Here is a 23,290-nt window from a genome sequence, read left to right as displayed (position 1 = left end):
CGCGCCGTTGCCGGCGCGGGCTTCTATCGACCTGTGTGCTGCTTAGCGCATGATCATGCGCTGTTTGTCGCGGTTTTGCGCATAGCTGGCCTTGTCATAGGGGGCCTGCGCTTCGAGCTGCTCCTTGGTGAAGTTCGTGTAGAGATAGCGCTTGCCGTTCTTGTCGGTCATGAATTTCAGGTTGTCCATGCCGACCGCCACCTCCTTCTCGCCGACACCGAGGAACCCGCCGACATCGATAATGACTGCATCGACCTTTTTATCGGCGCCCAGCACGATATCGCCGATCTCGCCGACGTTGACATCGTTGGCGCCGTAAACGGTCGTTCCAACCAGATCCTCGGCCCGGATCTGGCCGATCGGCATTTCAGTCAACGTCGACTTGTCGATCGACCCGGTTTTGGTCTGGTCGGCCGTTGCGGGCGCTGGGGCGTTTTGAGCCGTCTTGCCGGCCTGGTCAGCGTTATTGGTCGTCGCAGTGTTGTTGGTCGACGCGGTGTTGCTGGCCATCACGGTAGGCGTGACGGTGGCAGGCGCATTGGCATCGTTCGAAGCAGTGGATGCCGGCGCCGGATCATAGGCCTTGCGGTTGAAGTCCGGCTGCGCCTGCAGCTCTTCCTTGGTGGTTTGCGCGACCAGCCAGCGATCGCCGTTCCTCTCGGCCCACTGCGCCTTGTCGAAATCATAGGCGACGTTCTTTTCGCCGATGCCGAGGAAGCCGCCGACGCCGATGATCAGCGATTGCGCTTTGGCTTCCTTGTTGATGACGATGTCGTTTACGTCACCGATGTTTTGGGCGTCGTCGCCGGTGCCGTTATAGACGGTCTCGCCGATGATATTGGTGGCGAGATTGCCTTCGGCGCGCTTCACTGGCTCAGCCGGCGCGGCAGGCGCTGGCGTTGTATTTTGCGCGCTGGTGGAAGCCGAAGGGGCGGCGGGTGCCGCATTATCGGCCGAAGCTGGCGGCGGAGGCGGATCGTAAGGCTTCCGGTCGAAATCCGGCTGAGCCGTCAACTCATCCTTCGTCGTCTGAGCTATCAGCCAGCGGTCGCCGTTCTTTTCTGCCCATTGCATCTTGCCGTAGTCGAAGGCGACATTCTTGGTTCCGATGCCCAGGAATCCGCCGACGCCGATGACGACGGATTTTACCTTGCCGCGCTCGTCGAAGACGATGTCGCTGACGTTGCCGATATTCTGGGCATCGGCGCCGGTGCCGTTATAGACGGATTCGCCGATGATGTTGGTAGCAAGGCTGCCCTCGGCCCGTTGCACCGGAGCGGCTGGAGCGGGGTTCTCTACTGCGGGTGGCTGCGCCGGCGCCGGGGTCGTCGCCGACTGCGCAAAGGCACCCGTCGCAATCAATGTTGCGACTGCTGTCGTGGTTAAAAGGGTGCGGATCATCTTAGTGTCTCCTCGTCGGTGATTTCGTGCACGCCCTGCCCGCCTGGCGTCACTGCGGGCGCAGCGTCTTCTGCATGTTCACAACGTTGTGACCACACTGTTGTTCCGAAAAAAGCCGTGGTGCACCCGGTACGATGTCAATGGTTCTCGGATTCACTGCGCTGGTCGAAAGGAACATTTTCTCGGCCGCGCCGTTCCACTCCCGGCTGGGACCCCGTCCCGGCCGGATAGGTGCTGGAAAAAATGGAACGGCCATGCGGTTTGCAGCGGTGCTGAACAAGGACGGCGGCACCCTGCGCACCATCGATCTTGAGGCCTTCGCCAGTCGGATGCGCAGCACGCTTGAGACTGCCGGCCACTCGATCGATATCGAAATCGTTGCCGGCAAGGATATCGTCGCCACACTGGACGGCGTAGCTTCCAGGCGCGGCATCGACGCCGTGCTGGCCGGCGGCGGCGACGGCACCATTTCGGCCGCGGCAGCCCGTTTGATGAATGGGGAGAAGGCACTGGCAATTCTGCCGGCTGGCACAATGAACCTTTTTGCGCGCGGCCTCGGCATTCCGCAGACCCTCGATGCGGCGCTGAAATCGTTTGCCGACGGCGAGGTGATGGCGATTGACATTGCAACAGCCAACGGCCGGCCTTTCGTGCATCAATTCTCGATCGGCATGCATGCCAGGATGGTGCAACTGCGCCAGAAGATGGAATTCGGCTCGCGGCTGGGGAAGATGCGTGCCTCGGTGCGAGCCGCTTGGGCAACGATCAACAACCCGCCGGCGATGAACGTAACGCTGACGATCGGCGAGGCCGAGATCAAAACCCGGATCACCGGTATCGGCATCACCAACAATCTGTTTGGCGAGGGCCACCTGCCCTATGCCGATGATCCGGCAGGCGGCGTGCTGGGCATCTATGTCACCGTAGCACGGCGGCGCGGCGAATTGATCAGGTTCCTCTTTGACGTCGCCCGTGGGAAATGGCGCGGCAACGAACATGTCGAAATCCATCAGGCAAACCGCGCCGTTTTGAAAATCCATTCGACGAACAGGAAAGTTCAGGCCGTCATGGACGGTGAACTGGTAAAGCTCGATCGCGAGACGACCGTCGAAATCCATCCGCGCGCGTTGAATGTTCTCGTCCCGGCGCGCGCCGCCGAGGCAAAGGTTGCCTGACGTGGGATGCCTGATGTGGGGTTGCGTGATGCGAGCTGGCACGAGCGATGGGGAGAACCTAGCCGCTGGGCGTGTTGCTCTGTTCGGTCTTCGGCGTCTCGATCATCCAGCCGTAGATTTCGGCGACGCCCCAGGCGATAAAAGCCATCAACAGCGCGGCGATCAGGATACGAAGGACATGCCGACCCTGCCGTCCTTGACGGGCTTTGTTTTCAGGAATGGTTTTTGGCATTGTCTGGCTCCATATTTGGCGCCGGCAGGCGTAACTGGCGGGGCGTTGGCTGGTAACGGTCCCCCGCAGCGAAAGTTCCGGCTCTGCAAGGCGGCAAACGGGCCGGTTGGCCTGATCAATCAGAGCCGGCCACTGGGGGCATAGTGGACGACAATAGCCAGAACACGCCGGGCCTGCCGGCCGATATTCGCCGTGTGGTGGGCGCCGCGGACCGTCTTGCCGTGCTGCACGGCCTCGACGCGCTGGACAGGGCTGCCGACCCTGATTTCGATCGTATCGGTGGTCTTGCCGCTTCGGCGATGCAAACGCCTGTCGCACTGATCACGCTGGTCGACGCCGAGCGGCAGTGGTTCAAGTCCTGTATCGGCCTCGACCAGACCGAAACCGCAACCGAGACATCGTTCTGTGCCTATGCCATCGCAGCCGGCAACGTGCCGATGGTGGTGGCCGACGCGGCGGCCGATCCGCGGTTCAAAGCCAATCCGCTGGTCACCGGCGAGCATCATATCCGCTTTTACGCAGGCGTGCCGATCATGATCGACGGCGCGCTGATCGGCACGCTGTGCGTGCTCGACCGGAAGCCGCACGCACATCCCTCCTCTGTCCAGCTCGACCAGTTGTCGGCGCTCGCTGGGCTCGCCGCCAGCCTGTTCACGCTGAAGGATGCAACCCGCAGCGCGGCGATCGCCAAGGCCGCATTGGTTCGAGAGGAAAAGCGGCGCGCTATCGCGCTCGATGCGGCTTCGCTTGCCAGCTGGGCATGGGATATCCGCAGCGACATGATCGACTGCGACGTCCTGCTGCCCGAATTGTTCAACCTGCCGAAGTCGAACAGACTGAGGGCGCGCGACATCCTGACCGCCATCGACCCGCGCGACGTTCACCAGACCGAAACACGCTTTCGCGACGCGCTGACCGGCAGCGATGACTATTTTGGCGAATACCGTGTCAGAGGCCTCGATCCGCCACGATGGATCGCAACGCGCGGCCGCGTCATAGAGCGCGACGGCGAGGGCAAGCCGACGCTGATCTTCGGCGTCAATTACGACATCACTGAACGCAAGCTAGGCGACGAACGCCAACGGCTGTTGCTGCGCGAGCTCAATCATCGCGTCAAGAACACGTTGGCAACTGTACAGGCGCTGGCCACGCAGACCGTTCGCCATGCCCGCCAGCCAAGCGAATTCCTCGGCGCCTTCAGTGCCAGGCTGCAGGCACTGGGCGTTGCGCACAGCCTGCTGTCGGACCGCGAGTGGCGGGGCATCGGCATCCGCGAGCTGGTGCAGATCGAGGTAAAGCCGTTCCAAGCCGCCGGACAATCGCGGATGGCGATCTCCGGCGCCGATGTCTTGCTCTCACCCGACCAGGCAGTCGGGCTCGGGCTGATCCTGCATGAACTGGCAAGCAACGCACTGCAATACGGGTCGCTCTCGGTTTCTTCCGGAAAGGTCGATCTCGATTGGAAGGTACAAGGCAGGAAGGGTGCACGGCGTCTGTTGCTGGCCTGGCGCGAAAGCGGCGGCCCGCGGGTTGCGCCGCCCGAACGCCATGGCTTCGGCTCGATCCTGATCCGCCGCAGCCTGGCCAAGGTCATTTCCAGCGAGGTGACCCATGAATTCCGGCCGGATGGCGTGGTCGCGGAAATATCGATTCCGCTCGAAGATTTGTAACGCCGGCATTTTGCGACCGGCGCCAGAACCGTTTGCCCTGAACTATCCCCTCCGAACTATTCGGGTTTGCCGGTATCCGGATTATCCGAGCCGCGCTTCACATTCTCGCGGTAGATGGCGTAGGCAGCGAGTGCTATCGCCGGGCCGAGAATGGCGCCCAACCCGCCCTTCGCCAGGCCACCTTTGCCCTTGAGCAGCGCCGGCAGCACGGCGAGTGCCGCAGTGATGCCGATAGCCTTCATGTCGGCGTTGCGTCGCTTCGCCCGGCGCCTGGCGCGCGAGCCGGCCGACATCCGGTAGACGAGCAGGATGAGACCGGCGATTGCCAGAAAGCCGATCCCGAAGCTCAGGCAAGCTGCCATCGGCCCATAGCGGGCCGCCGCCCAGATATAGGCCGCCCCGACGAGGAACCCGAGGCCGCACAGCGCCGCGAGCGCTGCGACCGAATAGACAATCGCAGCGACGCGCACGCGTTGCACCGCCGCAATGGTTTCGCCCGAGGCAAGGCCCGAGATCAGCGATGCAAGCATTCCCATGCGTGCAGAACTAGCGGCGCGCGAGAAGCGCGAAGAGGAATCCGACGCCTGCGGCGATCGCCAGCGAAGTCACCGGTTTTTCGCGCATATGCGCTATCATCTGCGCCTCGATGTCCCTGGCGTTGGCGCGCAAGCTATCGAAAGCTGCCTCGCCCTGGGTTCGCAACTGCTCGACGCCTTCGGCGGCGGCTCGCCGCGCTGCCCCGTAGCCATGTTCGCCAGTTTTGGCCAACAGCTTGGTAAGTTGATCGATGTCGGCCTTCAATTGTGCGATGTCGGCCTCAATATCGGAATTCGTGCGGGCTTCGTTCCCGGCCTTACCTGCGGCAGTCGCCATTGCTTCACTCTCCATGATTTTGCTCGGTCGAAACGCCCGACAGACCCCAAGGTTCCGGCGCGAACCTCTTCTAACCCTATCTCCGGCAGCGCGCGTTGCAAATGCCTTGCATGGGCCGAGGCCGACGCATCCGCGCCGGCACGTCTTTTTTAAATGACAGCATGCCAAATAACGATCATGACTTCCCTCGTTTCACGATACGCATTTAAGGAGATATTGCTGCGTGCGCGCATCACTTGACGGTTTGCGGATTCTTATCCTGGAAGATGAGTTCCTGATTGCCATGGATATCGAGCAGCTTTGCCGCGACTACGGCGCGCTCAATGTGGTCATCGCCCGTGATCTGACTGAGATCGAACAGCAAGACGTTGCCGCGCAGTTCGATGTCGCCATCGTCGACCTCATGCTGAGCGGCGTTTCGACGCTCCAATTTGCTTCGCGGCTGCGTGAAGCGGGCATCCCGTTCGTCTTCGCCTCGGGCTATTCGGATACCGATGAGATCAAGAAATCCTTTCCCGGCGTCAGGCTGGTCACCAAGCCCTATTCGGGAGACGATCTCCTCGAGGCAGTGGCGGCGGCCTGCAGGCGAACGCCTCTCCGCTGAGGCGCGGAGCGGTTCGAACACGCCGCGCCTCACGCAGCCGTCGACCCGGTTACCTGAGCCGAAATTGCGTCCGGGCCATACTCGTCTTCACCGGAGATCTTCAGGATTTCCTGCAGCCGTGTGCGGGCGCGGCTGACGCGGCTCTTGATCGTTCCGACGGCGCAGCCGCAGATCTCGGCCGCTTCCTCGTAGGAGAAGCCGGACGCGCCGATGAGGATAATGGCTTCGCGCTGGTCTTCTGGCAGCAATTCGAGCGCGCCGCGAAAGTCCTCGAGGTCAAGCTGGCCGTGCTGGGCCGGGTGAACGGCAAGCCTGGCCGTCATGACGCCATCGCTGTCCTGCACCTCGCGGCCGCGCTTGCGCATCTGCGAATAGAATTCGTTGCGCAAGATCGTGAACAGCCATGCCTTCAGATTGGTGCCGGGCTGGAAGCTTTCATGCTTGTCCCAGGCCTTGACCAATGTTTCCTGCACCAGGTCGTCGGCCTTGTCGGCGTTTTGCGTCAGCGACACGGCAAAAGCCCGCAGGCTCGGGATCGAGCCGAGCAAGTCGGTCTTGAAGCCCTGGGAGACGGCCGCCATGCCTCAGTCCTTCTTTTGTACAGGTTCGGCCTTTTCCAACTGGCTGAGCAGTTGGGCGAAGCGATCCGGCACATTGTCGGAGACCAGCTCGTCGTAGTATTGTTTGAGTTTGCGGCCGATTTCCGAGTTCGGCCCAAGCGGGTCGCGGGAAGCAGCCCGGCGCCCGTTGCCAACGCCACCCATGGTAGCTTTCGTCATGTTCTTCATTCGCCCTTTTGTCCCAGCCTTAAGCCGCCCTTCAACACATAACGCAAGGCAAGCGGCAGCCTCGTCTGGTTGCCCAACCCGCCCTTAAACGCCAGCCCATATACTTAGTTCCGCATGATCGGAACTTTTTCGCAGAACCTGCGTTTTCACCCTTGGGCCCTGCGAACCGTTTTTAGCTGTAACATGCATCACGTCATATGAGGGAGACGTCCAATATGAGCCTATCAGCAACCATCGCTCCGCACCTGCCGTTCCTGCGTCGCTTCTCGCGCGCTGTATCCGGATCGCAGGAGAGCGGCGACGCGCTGGTCGCCGCAATGCTCGAGGCCATCATTGCCGATGTCGACATCTTTCCGAACGCATCGAACGACCGCATCGCGCTCTACAAGGTCTTTGCCAAGCTCTTCACCTCAGTGGCCATTCGCGTTCCGCAGGAGCATGCCCAGTCGGCATGGGAACAGCGTGCCGCGGCCAATCTGAATGCAATTGCGCCTCGTCCCCGCCAAGCCTTTCTGCTGGTCGCGGTTGAAGGCTTCAGCGAAGACGAGGCGGCGGAGATTCTCGACGTCGACGAACAGGAATTCTCCGAACTTCTCGCGCAGGCGAGCAACGAGATCTCCCGCCAGGTGGCAACCGATGTGCTGATCATCGAGGATGAGCCGCTGATCGCCATGGATATCGAGGAAATGGTCGAAAGCCTCGGCCACCGCGTCGTCGGAACGGCGCGCACCCACGCCGAGGCGGTGGCGATGTTCGGCAAGACGCGGCCAAAGATGGTGCTTGCCGATATTCAGCTTGCCGACGGCAGTTCGGGCATCGCGGCCGTCAATGAGATCCTGTCGTCCACCTCGGTGCCGGTGATCTTCATCACCGCCTTTCCCGAGCGCCTGCTCACCGGCGAGCGGCCGGAACCGGCTTTCCTCGTCACCAAGCCGTTCAACCCGGATATGGTCAAGGCTCTTATCAGCCAGGCCCTGTTCTTTGACCGGCACGCGAAAGCCGCGGCATGAACAGCGGGCGGCCGAGTTGCCGCCGCCAGGGTGTGGGATAGCCACTCTTCTTGGACCCGAGGGGGCGTGACGCCGGCTTAACATACGCAGCCAACTGCTGCCGAACCTGACGAGGACCTTTTCGCACACATCGCAGCAATTCGGGCCGTAACGATTTTCAGCATCGTCTTTTTCGGGAAATGGTGGAACAAACGGAGGCGAATCACGTTTTCACCGCAGCATTGGAAGGAGATGGATCATGCTTTACTGGGCGCTCGTATTTCTAGTCGTGGCGATCATCGCCGGTGCGCTTGGTTTCGGCGGCATCGCTGGCACTTCGGCCGGCATAGCGCAGATATTGTTCTTCATCTTTCTCGCCTTCCTGATCATATCGCTAATTGCCGGCCTGATCAGACGGGCGTGAATGCCAGCGGCCATTCAAGCGAACACTGGAAGCCGCACCCCTCAAACGGTTTCCAGCCACCGCCGGGCAGTGTCCTCCAACGGGATGCCGCTCGGCGGACCGCTTTTAGGGCTTGATCCGCAGCTCCTCCTTTTGGAACCCATTTTTCCGTGAGCCGTTCAGCCTGACGTGGGTTGAGCAAAATTGACCGATGCGTTCCAGAGTCGGAAAAATGAAAGACCGCGGCCGGAGTGATGAGATCATCGCTTTGCATCCCGGAATGCAGCTTGGCCGGGTCCTTCTCCATGCACTGCACAATACCGGGATTTCCGTTCTATACCAGGATCGCGAGATGAAAACTGTGTGGGCGCGCAACATGCGCGCACCATGGAATTCCGATGCCTCCGACAACAACGGCATCTTGCCACCGGCGCAGGCAGAGCGTATCGGCGCCGCCAAGCACGACGTCATCGTCTCCGGCAATCCTCAACATCTCGAACTCAGCGTGCCGGCCGATGATGGCGCCCGCTGGTTTCAGGTGTGGATCGACGCCGACCGCAGCGACACCGGCGCGGTGCAGGGCGTCGTGACCACCATGGTCGAAACAACCGAGCAGAAACGCCGGGAGCAGACGCTGAAGGCGCTGCTGCGTGAAGTCAGTCATCGCTCCAAGAACCTTTTGGCCATCATCCAGAGCATCGCCACCCAGACAGGCCGTTATTCCGGCAGCATTGATGATTTCCTGACGCGTTTCCGTGGCCGATTGCAGTCGCTGGCCTCCTCGCAGGACCTAGTCACGTCATCCAACTGGCGGGGCGCAGCGCTGCGCGAGCTGGTTTCCGGTCAGGTCGGCAGGTACGGCGCGGACCCTTTACACAGCCTGCGTTTCCGCGGCGCAAATCCATATCTCAACCCCAATGCCGCCTTGCACATCGGCTTGGCCATGCATGAGCTCGCCGTCAATTCGGTCAGCTATGGCGCGCTGTCGCGCAGCGACGGTTTCGTCGAGGTGACGGCCGATCTGACGGCAGCTTCCGCTGGCGAGCCTGCGCTGTCGCTGACATGGGCAGAAGCGATCGGAGCCAACGACAATCAGCGCAGCGAGAAGCGTTTTGGCAGCGTCGCGCTTGAACGCGTCGTACCCACATCGTTGAATGGAACGGCGACACTTGAGATCACCGGGAACCGCCTCGAATACCGCCTTCTTGTTCCTCACGGCAATTTCGAGACGGATTGAACGAACGGCGGCCGCCGCGAGAAGGGTTCTGCGCATCGCCAACTTTAACCGACTGTTCACCATAAAGTCCGATCCTGTCCGACGTGTCGATCCATCGATTGAGTTTGGCACAAAATGAAAGGAATGGGCCTTGACGGCTGCCGACTTGAACAGACTGGAACAGGCCGCTCGTGTCTCGATGGGCGGTTTTCAGGATCCCGAAGCGTCCGCAGCGCCCGCGCCTCGTGCTTCGCCCCTCCGCTTCGCCGCCGTCGCGCTTATGGCCGCGATCGTCCTGACCGCAGCGTCCCAGTTGATCTGATCGAGTTCGCCTCTGCTTGATCGCTTTGAAACCACTGCCCGAGTACTGGCCGTGCCCATTCGCGGTCACCGACCTGCAAGGCCAGGCCCAACATCTCGTCGCCAAATGCCTTGCCGTCGATCCGGCGCTCGAGGACGACTATGACAGGATCGTCTGGAACGTGCGTCCCGACGGCACGCTCGATGCGTCCTTGGAGATTTCCGGGTTCGTGGTAGCATCGAACGGCGCACGCCCCGAAAAAGACTATCTTAATCAACAATGAAATCGTGCGGGCAAAGGCCGTACTTTCATGCTAAATGGCGGCTGGAGCTTATTAAAGTGAGGACAAAAGTGAGGATGACTTCATGCGGAAGATGATTATTGCCATGGTCGCCGTGGTTGCGGTCAGCGGCTGCACCACCACGGAAGAGAACGTGGGTATCGGCACTGTGGGCGGCGCGCTCATTGGTGGCGCTGTCGGCGGCGGCAAGGGCGCTTTGATCGGCGCTGGCGCTGGTGCGATTGGCGGTCTGCTGGTTCGCCGTCTGCAAAATGGCTACTGCCAATACAGAGATCGTCACGGCCGGATTTACACAGCTCGCTGCAACTAGTTTCGAGCTCCAGGCGAATAGCAAACGCGGAGGCAGGCCACCTGTCTTCGCGTTTGCCCTTTGAAGCGCTGTTGCGACGCGGCCCGCGAGAGGCGTTTCAGGCCGGCAGCGGAACCCTGATTTCCACGTTCAAACCATCTTCGCGAAAATCGCGCCTGATTGTGCCACGCAATTCGCGTGTGATGTTGAGATCGATCAGTCTGGTGCCAAAACCGCTCTTTGCCGGTGTCGCGAGCTTCTTCTGACCGGCCTCGCGCCAGTTGAGGGCCAATGTCCGGGCGCCGCTACGGCCTTCGAGCGACCAGTCGACCTTCAGCGCACCGACTGAATTGCCGGCTTCGCCATGCTTCAGCGCGTTAGTCGCCAGTTCGTGAAAGACGAGGCCGAGTGCCTGCGTCGTCTTTTCATCGAGAAGAACCTGCGGTCCCGACAGCAGCCCTTCAGGAAGCTCACTGCCGAACACCTGGCCTAGCTCGATGCGCAGCAGGTCGCCGAGATCGGCTTTCTGCCAGCGTGAGCGCGTCAGCATGTCCTGGGAAGCCGCCATCGCCTGCAGCCGAGCCGAGAAAGAAGCCGAGAATTCCTGGACGTCGGTAGTGTGCGATGCTGTCTGGCGCGCGATTGCCAGCACCCGCGTGATCGAGTTCTTGATGCGATGCTTCATCTCCTGCAGCATCAGGTCTTTTTCCAGCAGGCTCTTTTCGGTCGTTTCGTGAAGCAGCGAGATCGCCTCATAGGCCCGCTCCTGATAGCGGGCCACCAGCGCGATGGCGCCCGCAAGCAGCAGTCCGAACAATCCGAGCATCACCGGGATGGCGCGCGAGGAAGGTTGCGAGAAAGCACTTGTCGGCCTGAACAGGACGACCCACGGCCGGCCGGCGACGGTGATCTTGCGGGTGACCAGCAGCCTGTCGCCGAGGCTCGAAACAGGCGGCGTTTCCGATTGGAACAGCAGGTTGTCGCTGTCCACCGTGCCGTCATAGATCTCGGTGTTAACCGGCAGCAATGGTGCCCGACTGAGCGCAGCCTGGAACAGGTCACGGGCGCGGAAGGCCGCATAAAGGAGGCCGGCAGTCGAGGATCTCGTCGCGTTCACGGCGTCCGGCGCGGTTTCGACATTGAGCCGGACGAAGACGAGGAACCCGGTAAAGGTCTGCGCGGCACCCGTATCCTTGCCGAGCTGCACGAGCCCGCTGGCGTGCTGCTGGTCGTCGGCCATCGCCTTTTCGATCGCCTCGCGCCGCGCCGGCCCGGTGAACATGTCGTAGCCGATGCTGGATTTGTTGGACGGATCCAGCGGTTCGAACAGCACGATGGGCGTACGCCACGGTAAGTTCGTGTCGGGGTAGATCGGGTGGCTTGCGCCGTGATCGTGCAGGATGTCGCGCTCGACCGCCGCCTCGTTGCCAGTTTTCGCCAGGCGGAGGAAACCGATGCCGCGCAGACCGGCGAAATTATTGTCGATGTCGAGCGCGTTGAAGAAAGCCTTGAACTCGCCTTGCGAGATACCGCCATTGCGCGCGTCGAACAGCGCTCGCGTTGCGCGCAGCAGCGACAGGTCCAGGTCGATGCGGCTTTCGATCCGGTTAAGCGCGTCGTCCGCCGTCGCCTCGAATTTAATGCGGGCCGCCTCCTGGGTGGCAAAATAGGCAAAGCCCGCCATCGTCAGGCTGATCAGCGCGACGGCGATAAAAGCGACGGTCGGAAACAGCTTCTTCAATTGCAGATACGTCCCGTGGACGGTTCGGCATCTTTATGGGCAAGTCCCGACGCCAACACAATGCCCAGGCCAAAGCATGGTGACGACTGGCACATTTTGGCGGCTTGTGATTAGCCGGCTAATTCTCGTTCATGCGGCGATCTTCAGCGCGCCCGGCCCCGGAATGGCGCCGGGTGGGCACTTGCCGAGGATGATCATGCCGAGCACTTCGTCCTGGGTGACATCGGTTGTGCGCGCCGTGCCGACAACCCGACCGTTCTTCATGACGCAGACACGGTCGGCAAGCTCGAACACGTCGTGAATATCATGGCTGATCAGGAAGATGCCGATGCCGTCGGCCTTGAGCTGCTTGACCAGTTCGCCGACCTGCGCCGTCTCTTGCGGCCCGAGTGCCGCCGTCGGCTCGTCCATGATCAGGATGCGAGCATTGAACAGGATGGCGCGGGCGATCGCCACCGACTGCCGCTGGCCGCCCGAAAGCTTTACCACCGGCTCCTTGAAGCGTTGGAAACGCGGATTGAGCCTGCCCATCACCTTGCGCGCCTCGGCCTCCATGGCGACGTCGTCGAGCGTACCCCAGCCGGTCATCAGCTCGCGGCCGAGAAACAGGTTGGCGGCCGCATCGACATTGTCGGCCAGCGCAAGCGTCTGATAGATCGTCTCGATGCCGTACTTCTTGGCGTCGCGGGGGTTGGAGATCGAAGCCTCCTCGCCGTTGACGAAAATCTGGCCCGCATCGCGCTTATAGGCGCCGGACAGGATTTTTATCAACGTCGATTTGCCGGCACCGTTGTGGCCGAGCAAAGCCATCACCTCGCCCGGGAAAAGATCGACCGAGGCATCGTCGACGGCGCGAATGCCGCCGAAGGCGATCGAGATGCTGCGCATGTCGATCAGCGGCGTGCCCGTGGGAGCGGTCTTGTCGGCCATGATCGTTCCTCCTCCCTAAACGCGTTTGCGATAGACGGTATCGAGCCAGACCGCGAGCACCAGCACGGCGCCGACGACGATGCTCTGCAGCGGTGAATCGATGCCGAGCAGCACCATGCCGGATTGCAGCGACTGCATCAAAAGTGCGCCGAGCATGGCGCCGAGCACCGTGCCGGAGCCGCCTGCAAGTGACGTGCCGCCGATGACCGCGGCGGCGATGACCAGCAGTTCGTCTAGCGTGCCCAGCGCATTGGTCGACGAGTTCTGCCTGGCTGACGAGATCGCCGCGGCGATCGTCGCCAGCACGCCCATGATCATGAACACCTTCATGGTCACCCACCGCGTGTTGATACCGGCAAGGTTGGCGGCTTCCGGATTGCCGCCGATAGCGAAGACATAGCGGCCAAAACGGGTACGCTTGGTGATGAAGGTCATGATCAGCCCGACCGCCACAGCCATCAGCACGGGTATGGCGATGCCATGGGCGATGAACAGCCCGCCTTCGGGAACCGTTATATTGTTGGCCGCCGCGTATCTGTTCACGATGCCGACCGGCCAAGGATAGGAATTGGCGAGCCATATGGCCCCCATGATCACAGCGCAGGTGAGGACACCGAGGAACGTCTCGGCCCAGATCGGGCGCAACGGAAAGCGGAACCGCTTGCGCTGCACCCGCCCGTTGAGCAGCATGAACACAACCGCCAGGCACGCGATAATTCCGACGATCCAGCTCCATCGCGCGCCGATCGAACCCGCCGGCCCACCGCCCATCAGCTGGAACGTGGCATCAAGCGGCGCAATCGTCTGACCGCTGGCGACCCACCATGCGGCACCCCGCCAGACCAGAAGGCCGCCCAGCGTCACGATGAAGGCCGGCACCTCGAGATAAGCGATGATATATCCCTGGAACGCTCCGATAAGAAGACCGAGCGCCAGGCCAATGGCCAGCGCCAGGATCCAGATCCAGGGGTTGCCGAGTTGCAGACCGATCATTCGCACCAAGAAATGCACCTGCGCAAAGCCCATGACCACGCCGATCAGGCCTTCGGCGGAACCGACCGACAGGTCGATATTGCGCATGACGATAACCAGCACCATTCCGGCGGCCATTATGGCCACGGCGGAAGTCTGCACCGAGAGGTTCCAGAGATTGCGTGGCGTCAGGAAGGTCCGGCTGTCGAAGTCGAACGGATTGACGCCGAGCCGTACGCTGGAAACGACATGCAGCCCGATCCAGATGACCAACAGCGCGCCGACCATGCCGAGCATGCGGGTGTCGATCTCGGTTGCCTTGAGAAACCGGGCAACGATGCCGAGCTCGGATTCCCGCGCCCGGTCCGCCGTGCTGTCGACCGGCGTGTTGGAAGTCGTGTCGGTCATCATGTTTCTCCCGCCGGGTTGCCGTCTGCCGCGGATGCCGGAAGCAGCCTAGAAATTATCCGCCGGAAGCGGAAAAACAATTCTTTTTGAAAAAAACGCCGCGGCATTACAGCCGCGGCGTTCTCTACGCTTGGAAACGACGGATCAGTTGCAGACCGCAACAGTGCCAGCCGCCACGCCGGCGCAGACCTCTTCTTTCTTGATCCAGCCGGCGTCGATGACGACGTTGAGGTTATCCTTGGTGATGGCGACCGGAGTCAGGAACAGCGACTTGACCGTGTTGCCGCCGGGCGTGGTGAAATCCTTCACGCCGGCAATGTCGGTCATCTGCTTGCCGTCGGCAAGCTGCGAGGCGATCTCGGCGGCGTTCTTGCCGAGCTCGCGCGCGTCCTTCCACACCGACACGGTCTGTGTGCCAAGCGCGATGCGGTTCAGCGCGGCGTGGTCGCCGTCCTGGCCCGAGACCGGAACCGATCCGGCCAACCCTTGTGCTGTCAGCGCGGCGACGACGCCACCGGCGGTGCCGTCATTGGCCGCGACCACGGCATCGACCTTGTTGTCGTTGGCGGTCAGGAACTGTTCCATATTCTTCTGAGCGTTGGCCGGCAGCCAGCCGTCCGTATAGGCCTCGCCGACATTCTTGATCTTGCCGCTGTCGATGGCCTCCTTCAGCACCTCCATCGAACCGGCAAACAGGAAATCGGCATTCGGATCGGAACCCGAACCCTTGATGAAGACGTAGTTGCCTTCCGGCTTCACCTTGAAGACTTCGCGGGCCTGCATGCGGCCGACTTCCTTGTTGTCGAAGGTCAGATAGAACACGTCCTTGTTCTCGATCAGCCGGTCATAGCCGACGACGGGGATGCCTTCGTCCAGTGCCTTCTGCACGGCCGGCCCGATGGCCGAGGCATCCTGTGCCAGGATGATCAGCGCATTGGCACCCTGCGAGATCAGGCTCTCGACGTCGGTGAGCTGCTTGCCGGGGTTGGACTGTGCGTCGGCGGAAATATACTTGTCGCCGGCGGCCTCGATGGCCGCCTTCATTGCGGCCTCGTCGGTCTTCCAGCGCTCTTCCTGGAAGTTCGACCAGGAAACGCCGATGACCTTGTCTTTCGCCTGCGCCACCGACGCCAGCGCCAGCGTGATGGCGACACCCGCCAGAATGGCGGTCGTGAATTTCTTCATCATATCCTCCCTGCGCCGCGTACGGCGTGACCAATTGGCTCAAAGACCAGCTTAGAAGCTCTAATTTTTTCGAGCCTCGAAAAAATACTGGCCCGATCTCCGGCTGCTGTCAACATCGATTGTGATGGATTTTGATGACTCTGCGAGTTTTTTCGAGCGTCGGAATAAACGATGACAGCGCCACCTGCATCTGACACTATTTGCCGCATCTGACACTATTTGTCGGACATTACCGACGGCTTCCGGTTCATGAGCGGCCGCGGCAACCGGGAGGAAAGCAAAACGATGTCGGTCGGAATCCGCCACGACGATTTGCGCCGGCGCAACCGGGCGATGGTGATCTCGGCGGTGCGCCGGGCTGGCCAGCCATCGCGTACGGAGATCGCAGCCACCACCGGCCTCAGTCATTCGACCATATCGGCGATCTCCTCCGACCTGATACGGGAAGGCATCCTCGCCGAGAGCAAGGCAAGTGAGCCCGTTTCGTTGAAACGGGGTCGTCCGCAGGTCGGCCTCGCCCTCAACCCGGAAGCGGCGGCGGTGCTGACCGTGGTGTTGTCACTGAATTTCCTGTCGGCCGCCATTATCGACTATGCGGGACAGGTGGTCGCCGAGGAACAGCGCCGGCTGGACACGCTGACCATGCCGCGCGACGAGCTGATCCGCGAATGCATGGCCATCGTCCGGCGCCGGCTTGAGGACCCAGACCTTGACGTCCGCAGTGTCGCCCGCATCGCCCTGGCGATTCAGGGCATTACCGACTCCCCTGCACGCGCCATGCTGTGGTCGCCGATCACGCCGCAGACCGACATCGCCTTTGCCGACATGCTGGAGGACGAATTCGGCATCCCGGCCACGGTGGAGAACGACTGCAATATGATGGCGGTGGCTTTGCGCTGGCGCAATCCGGATCGCTATCGCGACGACTTCATCGCCATCCTGCTTTCGCATGGCATCGGTATGGGGCTTGTGCTGAAGGGCGAACTGTTCACCGGGACGCATTCCTCGGGCGGCGAATTTGGCCACATGATCCATCGTCCGGGCGGCGCGCTCTGCCGTTGCGGGCGGCGCGGCTGCATCGAAGCCTATGCCGGCAACTATGCCATCTGGCGCAACGCCAGGCAGATGAGCGAAGACAGCGAACCTATCGCCGACGTCAGCGACGCCGACATGCGCGCGCTGGCCGCCCGCGCGCGCGAGAAGGATGGGCCGGAACGCGAGGCCTACCGCAAGGCCGGCGAAGCGCTGGGTTTCGGTCTCGGCTCGCTGTTCGCGCTGATCGATCCGGCACCGGTCGCGATGGTCGGCGCCAGTGCCGCTGCCTTCGATCTGATCGAGCCGGCCTTGCGCAAGGCAATCGCCCAGACCGCCGGCGGCCAGCACTCGGGCTCGATCTCCTTCGATACCGAGCCGAACGAATTGCCGCTGATCCGCGAAGGCTGCGCGATGCGGGCGTTAAGCTTCGTCGACCAGGAGATTTTCGCGCCGGGCGCGCAAATGAGGCCCGGCGTCAGAAAGAACGTCGCCTGACCAGGCGGGTCAATCTTCCCTGATCGCATAGCCGGCACCGCGGATGGTGCGGATGACATCCGGCATGCGGCCGTTATTGACGGCTTTGCGCAGCCGCCCGACATGGACGTCGACGGTGCGTTCGTCGATATAGATCGTCTCGCCCCAGACATTATCGAGCAACTGGCTACGCGAGAAGACGCGGCCCGGATGCCGCATCATGAACTCGAGCAGCCGGAATTCGGTCGGCCCGAGCCGGATCTCGCTCTTCTTGCGATAGACCCTGTGCGATTCGCGATCGAGCACTATGTCGCCGACCTTCAGCACGCTGGACAGCACTTCCGGCTTGGCGCGCCGCAGCAGCGCCTTGACCCTGGCCATGAATTCCGGCGTCGAAAACGGTTTGACGAGATAGTCGTCGGCGCCGGTCGAAAGACCGCGCACCCGATCGCTCTCCTCGCCGCGCGCGGTCAGCATGATGATCGGCAGCCGCTCGGTTTCGGGGCGCACGCGCAACCGGCGGCAGAGCTCGATGCCGGAAACCGCCGGTATCATCCAGTCGAGCACCAGAAGGTCGGGCACATTCTCCTGCAAACGGATCTCGGCTTCGTCGCCGCGTGTCACCACCTCGACCTGGTAGCCTTCGGATTCGAGATTGTAGCGGAGCAGCACGCCCAACGGCTCCTCGTCCTCCACCACCATTATGCGTGGTGCGATCATCGGCTGGGCACCCCCATCATGTCACCGGCGCGGACATTGTCGTTTCGTCCTGCTTCGGACGATTGACCGGCAATTGTTCGCCGGTCAGCACATAATACGCATTTTCGGCGATGTTGGTGACATGGTCGCCGATCCGCTCGAGATTCTTGGCGCAGAACAGCAGATGCGTGCAAGCAGTGATGTTGCGCGGATCTTCCATCATGTAGGTTAACAGCTCGCGGAACACGGACGTGTATTTGACGTCGATACGCTCGTCGGCGGCGCGCAGCTTGGCCAAGGCGGCCGCATCGCCTGCAGCATACTCCTCGATGACGCCCTGCACCTGGATGAGCACTAGCTGCGCCATCGCATCGATGGAATGCGATAGGTCGCGCGGCGTGGCGCTGAGGCCGACCGCGCTCACACGCTTGGCGATATTCTTGGCAAGGTCGCCGATGCGTTCGAGGTCGCCGGCCATGCGGATCGCTCCGACGACATGGCGCAGATCGTGAGCCATTGGCTGGCGCTTGGCGATCAGGGTGATGGCGCGATCGTCCAGTTCGCGTTGACGCGCATCCATGATGGCGTCGTCGGAGACGACGCGTTGCGCCAGCACGTTATCGGAATTCAACAGGGCCTTGGTCGCCCCGCCGACCATCGAACCGGCGAGGTCGGCCATGTCGCGGATCAGCTTGCTGATCTGCTCGAGATCCTCGTCGAAAGAAGCGACTGTGTGTTCGCCCATGGTCCTGTCCTCATATGCATGATCGGAACGGCTCAGCCGAAGCGGCCAGTGATGTAGTCCTGCGTGCGCTTCTCGCGGGGCGACGTGAATATCTTCTCGGTCCGGTCGAACTCGACCAGTTCACCCAGATACATGAAGGCGGTCTGGCGCGACACGCGCGCCGCTTGCTGCATGTTGTGGGTGACGATGACGATCGTGTAGTCGGCTTGCAGCTCGTCGATCAGTTCCTCGATCTTGGCCGTCGACAGCGGGTCGAGGGCCGAAGCCGGTTCGTCGAGCAGAATGACTTCCGGCTTCACTGCCACGGTGCGGGCAATGCAGAGCCGCTGCTGCTGGCCGCCGGACAGGCTCAAGCCGCTGGCGTTTAGCTTGTCCTTGACCTCGCTCCACAGCGCGGCCCGCTTCAACGCTTGCTCGACGCGGCCGTCCATCTCGGACTTGCCGAGATTCTCGTAGAGCCTGACGCCGAAGGCTATGTTCTCGTAGATCGACATCGGGAACGGCGTCGGCTTCTGGAATACCATGCCGATCTTTGTCCTGAGGAGGTTGAGATCCTGCGACCGGTCGAGAATGTTCTTGCCGTCGAGCAGCACCTGGCCCTCGGCGGTCTGTTTCGGGTAGAGCTCGTAGATGCGGTTGAAGACGCGCAGCAGCGTCGATTTCCCGCAACCCGAAGGGCCGATGAAGGCCGTGACGCTGCGCTCGGGCAGCGACAGGCTGATGTCCTTCAGCGCCTTGCTCTGGCCGTAGTAGAAGTTGAGGTTCTTGACCTCGATCTTCGTCTTCTCGGTGACCGTTTCGGTCATCGTCATGTCCGGGGACAACATCTGTGTCATCTGTCCTCTCTGCGTCCGGTAAGGCTGCGGGCGAGGATGCTCAAGCCCAGAACCGTCAGGGTGATTATGAGTGCGCCGGTCCACGCCAGTTGCTGCCATTCCTCGTAAGGGCTGAGAGCGAACTGGAAGATGGTCACCGGCAGGCTGGCCATCGGCGCGTTGATATTGCTGCTCCAGAACTGGTTGTTGAGCGCGGTGAAGAGCAGCGGCGCCGTCTCGCCGGAAATGCGTGCTATCGCCAGCAATATGCCGGTGACGATGCCGGACAATGCGGCGCGGTAGGCGACCGAACGGATCACCACCCAGCGCGGCGCGCCGATCGCGGCACCGGCTTCACGCAACGCGTTCGGCACCAGGTTGAGCATGTCTTCAGTGGTGCGCACGACCACCGGAATGACCAGGATGGCAAGCGCCACGGCGCCGGCAATGGCCGAGAAATGTCCCATTGGCCGCACCATCAATTCATAGACGAACAAGCCGATGATGATCGACGGCGCCGACAACAGGATGTCGTTGATGAAGCGGACGACGGTGGTGATGCGCGAAAAGCGTCCATACTCGGCCATGTAGGTTCCCGCCAGCACGCCGATCGGCGTGCCGACGACAACGGCGATGATCGTCATCAGCAGGCTGCCCGCGATGGCATTGAGCAGGCCGCCGGCCTCGCCCGGTGGTGGCGTCATCTCGGTGAAGACCGCGAACGAAAGCCCGGCTGTGCCCTTATAGACCAACGCACCGAGGATGAGCGCCAGCCAGGCAAGCCCGATGCCGGCGGCGACGACGCAAAGCGCCATCATCACCGAATTCCTGGCTTTGCGGCGGCTGTGGAGCGATGAGGATGTCGACATCGGTCAGGCTCCCGTACGGGCGTCGATCCGCATCAGCATATAGCGGGCGGCGGCAAGGATCAGGAAGGTGATGACGAACAGGATCAGGCCGAGCGCGACCAGCGAGGAGGTGTAGAGGTCGCCGTCGGCCTCGGTAAATTCATTGGCGATGGTCGCCGAAATCGTCGTGCCCGGTGCGAACAGGGAGGCACTGATGCGATGCGCGTTGCCGATGACGAAAGTCACCGCCATGGTTTCGCCGAGTGCCCGGCCGAGGCCAAGCATGACGCCGCCCATGATGCCGATGCGGGTATAGGGAATGACCACGCGCCGGGTCACTTCCCAGGTCGTGCAACCGATGCCGTAGGCCGATTCCTTCAGCACCGCCGGCACCGTATCGAAGACATCCTTGGTGATCGAGGTGATGAAGGGCAACACCATTATGGCGAGGATCAGCGCCGAGGTCAGAAGGCCGATGCCGTAAGGAGGGCCGGCGAAAAGGCTGGATAGTCCCGGCACGCCGTGGAAGATGTTGATGATGAAGGGCTGTATCGTCGTCTGCAGGAATGGCGCGAACACGAACAGGCCCCAGATACCATAGATGATCGAGGGAATGCCGGCCAATAGCTCGACCGCTATGCCGATCGGGCGCCTGAGCGGGCGCGGGCAGAGCTCGGTGAGAAAGATCGCAATGCCGATGCCGATCGGAACCGCGATCAGGATGGCGATGGCCGCCGTTACCAGGGTGCCGTAGATCGGCGCCAGTGCGCCAAATTTTTCCGTGACCGGATTCCAGCTCTCAGTCGTCAGGAAAGAAAAGCCGAAGGACGACAGCGCCTGCCATGAGCCGGCAAACAGCGAGATCGCGACACCGCCGAGGATGACCAGCACAAGGATTGCGGAAGCGCGGGTGAGTCCGCGAAATATGGCATCTGTGAGCGCGAAGCGCCGCACCGTAGCGTCCCTGGCCCGGGCTGCTGCAGATGATGGCATGGCATCGGAAGCGATGGTCATTGGGTCCTCGCGATTAAAGGCAACAGGGAGGGCGCCGTCGACGCCCTCCCTGGAGGAGATTACATAGCCGAGTAGAGCGGCTTGCCATCGTCGCCGACGACTTCCTTGGCCCACATGGCCTTGACGCTCTCAACCACCTTGTCGGGCATCGGAACGTAGTCCAGCTCGCCGGCCATCTCGTCGCCCTTGTCATACGCCCAGGCGAAGAATTTGAGCGCTTCGCCGGTGGTCGCGGCGTCGTCCGGCTTCTTATACAGGAGGATCCACGTCGCCGCCGTCATCGGCCAGGACTCGGCGCCCGGCTCATTGGCGAGGATCACCCCATAGCCCGGCTGCGAGCTCCAGTCGGCATTGGCCGCTGCCGCCGAGAACGCGGCTGCGGTGGGCTCGACCTTCTTGCCGTCCTTGTTGATCATGTCGGTGTGGGTGAGCTTGTTCTGCTTGGCGTAGGCGTATTCGACATAACCGATCGCGCCGCCGGTCTGGGAGACGTTGTTGGCAACGCCCTCATTGCCTTTGGCGCCGATGCCGACCGGCCATTCCACGGCCTTGTCGACGCCAACCTTTTCTTTCCAGTCCGCGCTGACGTCGCCGAGGTAATAGGTGAAGTTGAACGTCGTGCCCGAACCATCGGAACGGTGAACGACCGCGATCGCTTGCGAAGGCAGCTTGACGTCGGGATTGAGCTTCTTGATCGCCTCGTCATCCCAGCTCGTGATCTTGCCGAGGAAGATGTCGGCCAGCGTCGGGCCGTCGAGAACCAACTCGCCCGGCTTGATGCCTTCGAGATTGACGACCGGAACGATGCCGCCCATCACCATCGGGAACTGAGCCAGTCCGGACGCTTCAAGCTCGTCGCCCTTGAGCGGCGCATCCGAAGCGCCGAAGGTAACGGTCTTGGCCTTGATCTGCTTGATACCGCCGCCGGAACCGATCGACTGGTAGTTGAGGCCAACGCCGGTGTCTTTCTTGTAGGTGTCGGCCCACTTCGCATAGATCGGGTAGGGGAAGGTGGCGCCGGCGCCGGAGATGTCCGCGGCGAGCGCGGCGGACAGAGTGAGGGTGGTCGTCGCCGCCATTGCAATCGCAACGGCCGCCGAGCGGATGAAATGTCTCATGTGGCCTGCTCCTGTTCGGAATATGGTCTCTCGGCGCCATTCCTCCGGCGCCCGCTGAGGCCAATAGCCCCCGATTATTACAGTCGCATGACAGTTTCATGTCGCTCCGGTAACGTCGTCCAGCCGGGTTAAGAAGGAGCGGCCGCGGGCTTTGTCGGCATGGGCCGCGGTTTGCCGCTGGAATCAGCAGCTTGCGTGATTTCCGGCCGGCATCGTCGGCTCGGCGATCGCAGCCACCGGCTTTAAAAGAAAAAAACCGGACGGGAGCGCGTTGCATGCAGCCAGAACGTGTCATGGCCGCGCCATCGCCGAAACAGGTCCGTTGGGGTAAATCTGACCCTGTTTCTTGCCGGCGGTCGCTGCTCCCGCCCGTAACTGGAGGAGCGGAACTTCGAACATCCCATTGTCGCCACTGAGCGCGGCTTTGGTATGGTGCGATCGCACCATGGCCTTACGCTGGAAGCGTTGACGAATCGCAAGTTTCTAACTCGCGCTGGATCCCCATTCGCGCCCGACTCGGCGCTCGATCTTCGAGCAAGGCCTTCGACGGGAAGCGCGACGACTTCTACTTCACGGTATCTACTCCCTTCGCCCTATTCCGCCGGTTGTCGGTTAGGCCGAAGCGGCGTTATAAGCTTGCAGGGGTATTGCTGATGTCTCGACGGATTCTGCCTGTCTTCCTGTGCCTGGCGCTGCCTCTGGGAAGCGGCTGCGCTCGCAGCTATGACGGCACCGTGATCATTCCCAAGCCGCTCGATGTTCGCCGGTTCTGGGACCGGCCTTCGCCGCAGGCGCAAGCCGAACAGTCGCAACTGGAGACCGACGTCTTTCCAGTGGCGCCGCAAACGACGAAAAGGCCGGCGATGCGCAGGAATGCAGCTTCCGTTGCAGCGCCACGGAGGAGGGCCACCAACAACCCACCCGTGCTGTCGCCGGAGCCGACGAAGGCGCTAACTTGCAGGAACGTCAGCGAGCCCGGCAAACGTGCCCGCATGGTCTGCGAATAACCAGCCGACGTCGGTCGACGGCCCTACGCCTCGAAGCGGCTATCCGGTCAAAAGTTC

26 protein-coding genes and 1 pseudogene are annotated in these 23,290 nt (G+C 61.9%); 11 read left to right on the top strand and 16 right to left on the bottom strand.

The window, feature by feature from the left end; genetic code table 11:
• Nucleotides 1–42: 42 nt before the first annotated feature.
• Nucleotides 43–1,401, bottom strand: a complete 1,359-nt coding sequence (locus NKI63_RS09175) for a PRC-barrel domain-containing protein (RefSeq protein WP_352704338.1) — start codon at nucleotides 1,399–1,401, stop codon at nucleotides 43–45.
• Nucleotides 1,402–1,655: 254 nt separating this feature from the next.
• On the opposite strand from NKI63_RS09175, the gene NKI63_RS09170 reads away from it, so the two are divergent.
• Nucleotides 1,656–2,576 carry a diacylglycerol/lipid kinase family protein gene (locus NKI63_RS09170; protein WP_352704336.1) on the top strand — a complete coding sequence of 307 codons (921 nt, stop codon included), beginning with the start codon at nucleotides 1,656–1,658 and terminating at the stop codon, nucleotides 2,574–2,576.
• Between the two features lie 58 nt (nucleotides 2,577–2,634).
• Here NKI63_RS09170 and NKI63_RS09165 read toward each other — a convergent pair whose 3' ends face one another.
• Nucleotides 2,635–2,808 (bottom strand): hypothetical protein, encoded by a 174-nt coding sequence (locus NKI63_RS09165; RefSeq protein ID WP_352821152.1) that lies wholly within the window; start codon nucleotides 2,806–2,808, stop codon nucleotides 2,635–2,637.
• Nucleotides 2,809–2,951: 143 nt separating this feature from the next.
• Here NKI63_RS09165 and NKI63_RS09160 point away from each other — a divergent pair, with 143 nt between their 5' ends.
• Nucleotides 2,952–4,478, top strand: a complete 1,527-nt coding sequence (locus NKI63_RS09160) for a sensor histidine kinase (protein WP_352476208.1) — start codon at nucleotides 2,952–2,954, stop codon at nucleotides 4,476–4,478.
• A 56-nt stretch (nucleotides 4,479–4,534) separates the two neighbouring features.
• On the opposite strand, the gene NKI63_RS09155 is transcribed toward NKI63_RS09160, so the two are convergent.
• Nucleotides 4,535–5,014: a hypothetical protein gene (locus tag NKI63_RS09155; RefSeq protein WP_352505031.1), complete on the bottom strand. Its 480-nt coding sequence runs from the start codon at nucleotides 5,012–5,014 to the stop codon at nucleotides 4,535–4,537.
• A 10-nt stretch (nucleotides 5,015–5,024) separates the two neighbouring features.
• Nucleotides 5,025–5,351, bottom strand: coding sequence for an ElaB/YgaM/YqjD family protein (locus tag NKI63_RS09150; protein ID WP_352505030.1), 327 nt, complete (start codon nucleotides 5,349–5,351; stop codon nucleotides 5,025–5,027).
• Nucleotides 5,352–5,634: 283 nt separating this feature from the next.
• On the opposite strand from NKI63_RS09150, the gene NKI63_RS09145 reads away from it, so the two are divergent.
• Nucleotides 5,635–5,955 (top strand): response regulator, encoded by a 321-nt coding sequence (locus NKI63_RS09145; protein ID WP_502896068.1) that lies wholly within the window; start codon nucleotides 5,635–5,637, stop codon nucleotides 5,953–5,955.
• Between the two features lie 29 nt (nucleotides 5,956–5,984).
• Here NKI63_RS09145 and NKI63_RS09140 read toward each other — a convergent pair whose 3' ends face one another.
• Both NKI63_RS09140 and NKI63_RS09135 read right to left on the bottom strand, forming a co-directional pair.
• Nucleotides 5,985–6,536, bottom strand: coding sequence for a sigma-70 family RNA polymerase sigma factor (locus NKI63_RS09140; RefSeq protein ID WP_023678544.1), 552 nt, complete (start codon nucleotides 6,534–6,536; stop codon nucleotides 5,985–5,987).
• A 3-nt stretch (nucleotides 6,537–6,539) separates the two neighbouring features.
• Entirely contained in the window at nucleotides 6,540–6,743 is a 204-nt protein-coding gene (locus NKI63_RS09135) for a NepR family anti-sigma factor (protein ID WP_023678543.1), read from the bottom strand.
• A gap of 215 nt (nucleotides 6,744–6,958) precedes the next feature.
• On the opposite strand from NKI63_RS09135, the gene NKI63_RS09130 reads away from it, so the two are divergent.
• The 6 genes and pseudogenes from NKI63_RS09130 to NKI63_RS09105 all read left to right on the top strand — a co-directional run bounded on the left by NKI63_RS09130 (nucleotide 6,959) and on the right by NKI63_RS09105 (nucleotide 10,263).
• A complete protein-coding gene (locus tag NKI63_RS09130) occupies nucleotides 6,959–7,753 on the top strand; it encodes a response regulator (protein ID WP_352476204.1) in 795 nt (264 codons plus the stop codon).
• A gap of 238 nt (nucleotides 7,754–7,991) precedes the next feature.
• Nucleotides 7,992–8,156, top strand: coding sequence for a DUF1328 domain-containing protein (locus NKI63_RS09125; protein WP_023678541.1), 165 nt, complete (start codon nucleotides 7,992–7,994; stop codon nucleotides 8,154–8,156).
• 190 nt (nucleotides 8,157–8,346) lie between these two features.
• Nucleotides 8,347–9,372 carry a sensor histidine kinase gene (locus tag NKI63_RS09120; protein WP_352505028.1) on the top strand — a complete coding sequence of 342 codons (1,026 nt, stop codon included), beginning with the start codon at nucleotides 8,347–8,349 and terminating at the stop codon, nucleotides 9,370–9,372.
• 130 nt (nucleotides 9,373–9,502) lie between these two features.
• Nucleotides 9,503–9,673, top strand: coding sequence for a hypothetical protein (locus tag NKI63_RS09115; RefSeq protein ID WP_352476202.1), 171 nt, complete (start codon nucleotides 9,503–9,505; stop codon nucleotides 9,671–9,673).
• A gap of 55 nt (nucleotides 9,674–9,728) precedes the next feature.
• Nucleotides 9,729–9,935: pseudogene (locus tag NKI63_RS09110) on the top strand (hypothetical protein); the annotation flags it as partial.
• 82 nt (nucleotides 9,936–10,017) lie between these two features.
• Nucleotides 10,018–10,263, top strand: coding sequence for a YMGG-like glycine zipper-containing protein (locus NKI63_RS09105; protein ID WP_006328050.1), 246 nt, complete (start codon nucleotides 10,018–10,020; stop codon nucleotides 10,261–10,263).
• A gap of 97 nt (nucleotides 10,264–10,360) precedes the next feature.
• On the opposite strand, the gene NKI63_RS09100 is transcribed toward NKI63_RS09105, so the two are convergent.
• From NKI63_RS09100 to xylF, 4 genes are all read right to left on the bottom strand, one after another.
• Nucleotides 10,361–11,983 (bottom strand): CHASE domain-containing protein, encoded by a 1,623-nt coding sequence (locus NKI63_RS09100; RefSeq protein WP_352687319.1) that lies wholly within the window; start codon nucleotides 11,981–11,983, stop codon nucleotides 10,361–10,363.
• 129 nt (nucleotides 11,984–12,112) lie between these two features.
• Nucleotides 12,113–12,913 (bottom strand): ATP-binding cassette domain-containing protein, encoded by an 801-nt coding sequence (locus tag NKI63_RS09095; RefSeq protein ID WP_352704331.1) that lies wholly within the window; start codon nucleotides 12,911–12,913, stop codon nucleotides 12,113–12,115.
• Nucleotides 12,914–12,928: 15 nt separating this feature from the next.
• Nucleotides 12,929–14,293, bottom strand: coding sequence for a sugar ABC transporter permease (locus NKI63_RS09090; protein ID WP_352476199.1), 1,365 nt, complete (start codon nucleotides 14,291–14,293; stop codon nucleotides 12,929–12,931).
• 144 nt (nucleotides 14,294–14,437) lie between these two features.
• Nucleotides 14,438–15,478: a D-xylose ABC transporter substrate-binding protein gene (gene xylF / locus NKI63_RS09085; RefSeq protein ID WP_352821146.1), complete on the bottom strand. Its 1,041-nt coding sequence runs from the start codon at nucleotides 15,476–15,478 to the stop codon at nucleotides 14,438–14,440.
• 285 nt (nucleotides 15,479–15,763) lie between these two features.
• On the opposite strand from xylF, the gene NKI63_RS09080 reads away from it, so the two are divergent.
• Entirely contained in the window at nucleotides 15,764–17,008 is a 1,245-nt protein-coding gene (locus tag NKI63_RS09080; RefSeq protein WP_352739577.1) for an ROK family protein, read from the top strand.
• 9 nt (nucleotides 17,009–17,017) lie between these two features.
• On the opposite strand, the gene phoB is transcribed toward NKI63_RS09080, so the two are convergent.
• Genes phoB through pstS form a run of 6 tightly spaced genes read right to left on the bottom strand, consistent with a single transcriptional unit; the run spans nucleotide 17,018 to nucleotide 22,226 of the window.
• Nucleotides 17,018–17,707 carry a phosphate regulon transcriptional regulator PhoB gene (gene phoB, locus NKI63_RS09075; RefSeq protein ID WP_031212149.1) on the bottom strand — a complete coding sequence of 230 codons (690 nt, stop codon included), beginning with the start codon at nucleotides 17,705–17,707 and terminating at the stop codon, nucleotides 17,018–17,020.
• Nucleotides 17,708–17,723: 16 nt separating this feature from the next.
• The gene (gene phoU, locus NKI63_RS09070; RefSeq protein ID WP_023678534.1) at nucleotides 17,724–18,431 is read right to left on the bottom strand and encodes a phosphate signaling complex protein PhoU; all 708 of its coding nucleotides are present in this window, start codon (nucleotides 18,429–18,431) and stop codon (nucleotides 17,724–17,726) included.
• Nucleotides 18,432–18,463: 32 nt separating this feature from the next.
• Nucleotides 18,464–19,267, bottom strand: coding sequence for a phosphate ABC transporter ATP-binding protein PstB (pstB, locus tag NKI63_RS09065; RefSeq protein WP_254816571.1), 804 nt, complete (start codon nucleotides 19,265–19,267; stop codon nucleotides 18,464–18,466).
• Nucleotides 19,264–20,115, bottom strand: a complete 852-nt coding sequence (pstA, locus tag NKI63_RS09060; RefSeq protein ID WP_023720929.1) for a phosphate ABC transporter permease PstA — start codon at nucleotides 20,113–20,115, stop codon at nucleotides 19,264–19,266. Before pstA ends, pstB begins: the two co-directional genes overlap by 4 nt.
• Before the next feature lie 3 nt (nucleotides 20,116–20,118).
• Complete coding sequence (gene pstC, locus NKI63_RS09055) at nucleotides 20,119–21,108, bottom strand: phosphate ABC transporter permease subunit PstC (protein WP_254816570.1); 990 nt, start codon at nucleotides 21,106–21,108, stop codon at nucleotides 20,119–20,121.
• Nucleotides 21,109–21,167: 59 nt separating this feature from the next.
• Nucleotides 21,168–22,226, bottom strand: a complete 1,059-nt coding sequence (gene pstS, locus NKI63_RS09050) for a phosphate ABC transporter substrate-binding protein PstS (protein WP_352505022.1) — start codon at nucleotides 22,224–22,226, stop codon at nucleotides 21,168–21,170.
• 653 nt (nucleotides 22,227–22,879) lie between these two features.
• Here pstS and NKI63_RS09045 point away from each other — a divergent pair.
• Entirely contained in the window at nucleotides 22,880–23,233 is a 354-nt protein-coding gene (locus NKI63_RS09045) for a hypothetical protein (RefSeq protein WP_254816568.1), read from the top strand.
• Nucleotides 23,234–23,290: the final 57 nt, after the last annotated feature.

The sequence above is a fragment of the Mesorhizobium sp. M0410 genome, from assembly GCF_040321435.1.
Classification (GTDB): Bacteria; Pseudomonadota; Alphaproteobacteria; order Rhizobiales; family Rhizobiaceae; genus Mesorhizobium.
Note: the sequence above shows the minus strand (reverse complement) of the source record. Positions and strands in the feature narration are given on the sequence as shown.

Coding starts and splice junctions, on each gene's coding strand:
- NKI63_RS09175 (WP_352704338.1), bottom strand. CDS start 1,401: ATGATCCGCACCCTTTTAACCACGACAGCAGTCGCAACATTGATTGCG.
- NKI63_RS09170 (WP_352704336.1), top strand. CDS start 1,656: ATGCGGTTTGCAGCGGTGCTGAACAAGGACGGCGGCACCCTGCGCACC.
- NKI63_RS09165 (WP_352821152.1), bottom strand. CDS start 2,808: ATGCCAAAAACCATTCCTGAAAACAAAGCCCGTCAAGGACGGCAGGGT.
- NKI63_RS09155 (WP_352505031.1), bottom strand. CDS start 5,014: ATGGGAATGCTTGCATCGCTGATCTCGGGCCTTGCCTCGGGCGAAACC.
- NKI63_RS09150 (WP_352505030.1), bottom strand. CDS start 5,351: ATGGCGACTGCCGCAGGTAAGGCCGGGAACGAAGCCCGCACGAATTCC.
- NKI63_RS09145 (WP_502896068.1), top strand. CDS start 5,635: ATGGATATCGAGCAGCTTTGCCGCGACTACGGCGCGCTCAATGTGGTC.
- NKI63_RS09140 (WP_023678544.1), bottom strand. CDS start 6,536: ATGGCGGCCGTCTCCCAGGGCTTCAAGACCGACTTGCTCGGCTCGATC.
- NKI63_RS09135 (WP_023678543.1), bottom strand. CDS start 6,743: ATGAAGAACATGACGAAAGCTACCATGGGTGGCGTTGGCAACGGGCGC.
- NKI63_RS09130 (WP_352476204.1), top strand. CDS start 6,959: ATGAGCCTATCAGCAACCATCGCTCCGCACCTGCCGTTCCTGCGTCGC.
- NKI63_RS09125 (WP_023678541.1), top strand. CDS start 7,992: ATGCTTTACTGGGCGCTCGTATTTCTAGTCGTGGCGATCATCGCCGGT.
- NKI63_RS09120 (WP_352505028.1), top strand. CDS start 8,347: ATGCGTTCCAGAGTCGGAAAAATGAAAGACCGCGGCCGGAGTGATGAG.
- NKI63_RS09105 (WP_006328050.1), top strand. CDS start 10,018: ATGCGGAAGATGATTATTGCCATGGTCGCCGTGGTTGCGGTCAGCGGC.
- NKI63_RS09095 (WP_352704331.1), bottom strand. CDS start 12,913: ATGGCCGACAAGACCGCTCCCACGGGCACGCCGCTGATCGACATGCGC.
- NKI63_RS09090 (WP_352476199.1), bottom strand. CDS start 14,293: ATGACCGACACGACTTCCAACACGCCGGTCGACAGCACGGCGGACCGG.
- xylF (WP_352821146.1), bottom strand. CDS start 15,478: ATGAAGAAATTCACGACCGCCATTCTGGCGGGTGTCGCCATCACGCTG.
- NKI63_RS09080 (WP_352739577.1), top strand. CDS start 15,764: ATGTCGGTCGGAATCCGCCACGACGATTTGCGCCGGCGCAACCGGGCG.
- phoB (WP_031212149.1), bottom strand. CDS start 17,707: ATGATCGCACCACGCATAATGGTGGTGGAGGACGAGGAGCCGTTGGGC.
- phoU (WP_023678534.1), bottom strand. CDS start 18,431: ATGGGCGAACACACAGTCGCTTCTTTCGACGAGGATCTCGAGCAGATC.
- pstB (WP_254816571.1), bottom strand. CDS start 19,267: ATGACACAGATGTTGTCCCCGGACATGACGATGACCGAAACGGTCACC.
- pstA (WP_023720929.1), bottom strand. CDS start 20,115: ATGTCGACATCCTCATCGCTCCACAGCCGCCGCAAAGCCAGGAATTCG.
- pstC (WP_254816570.1), bottom strand. CDS start 21,108: ATGACCATCGCTTCCGATGCCATGCCATCATCTGCAGCAGCCCGGGCC.
- pstS (WP_352505022.1), bottom strand. CDS start 22,226: ATGAGACATTTCATCCGCTCGGCGGCCGTTGCGATTGCAATGGCGGCG.
- NKI63_RS09045 (WP_254816568.1), top strand. CDS start 22,880: ATGTCTCGACGGATTCTGCCTGTCTTCCTGTGCCTGGCGCTGCCTCTG.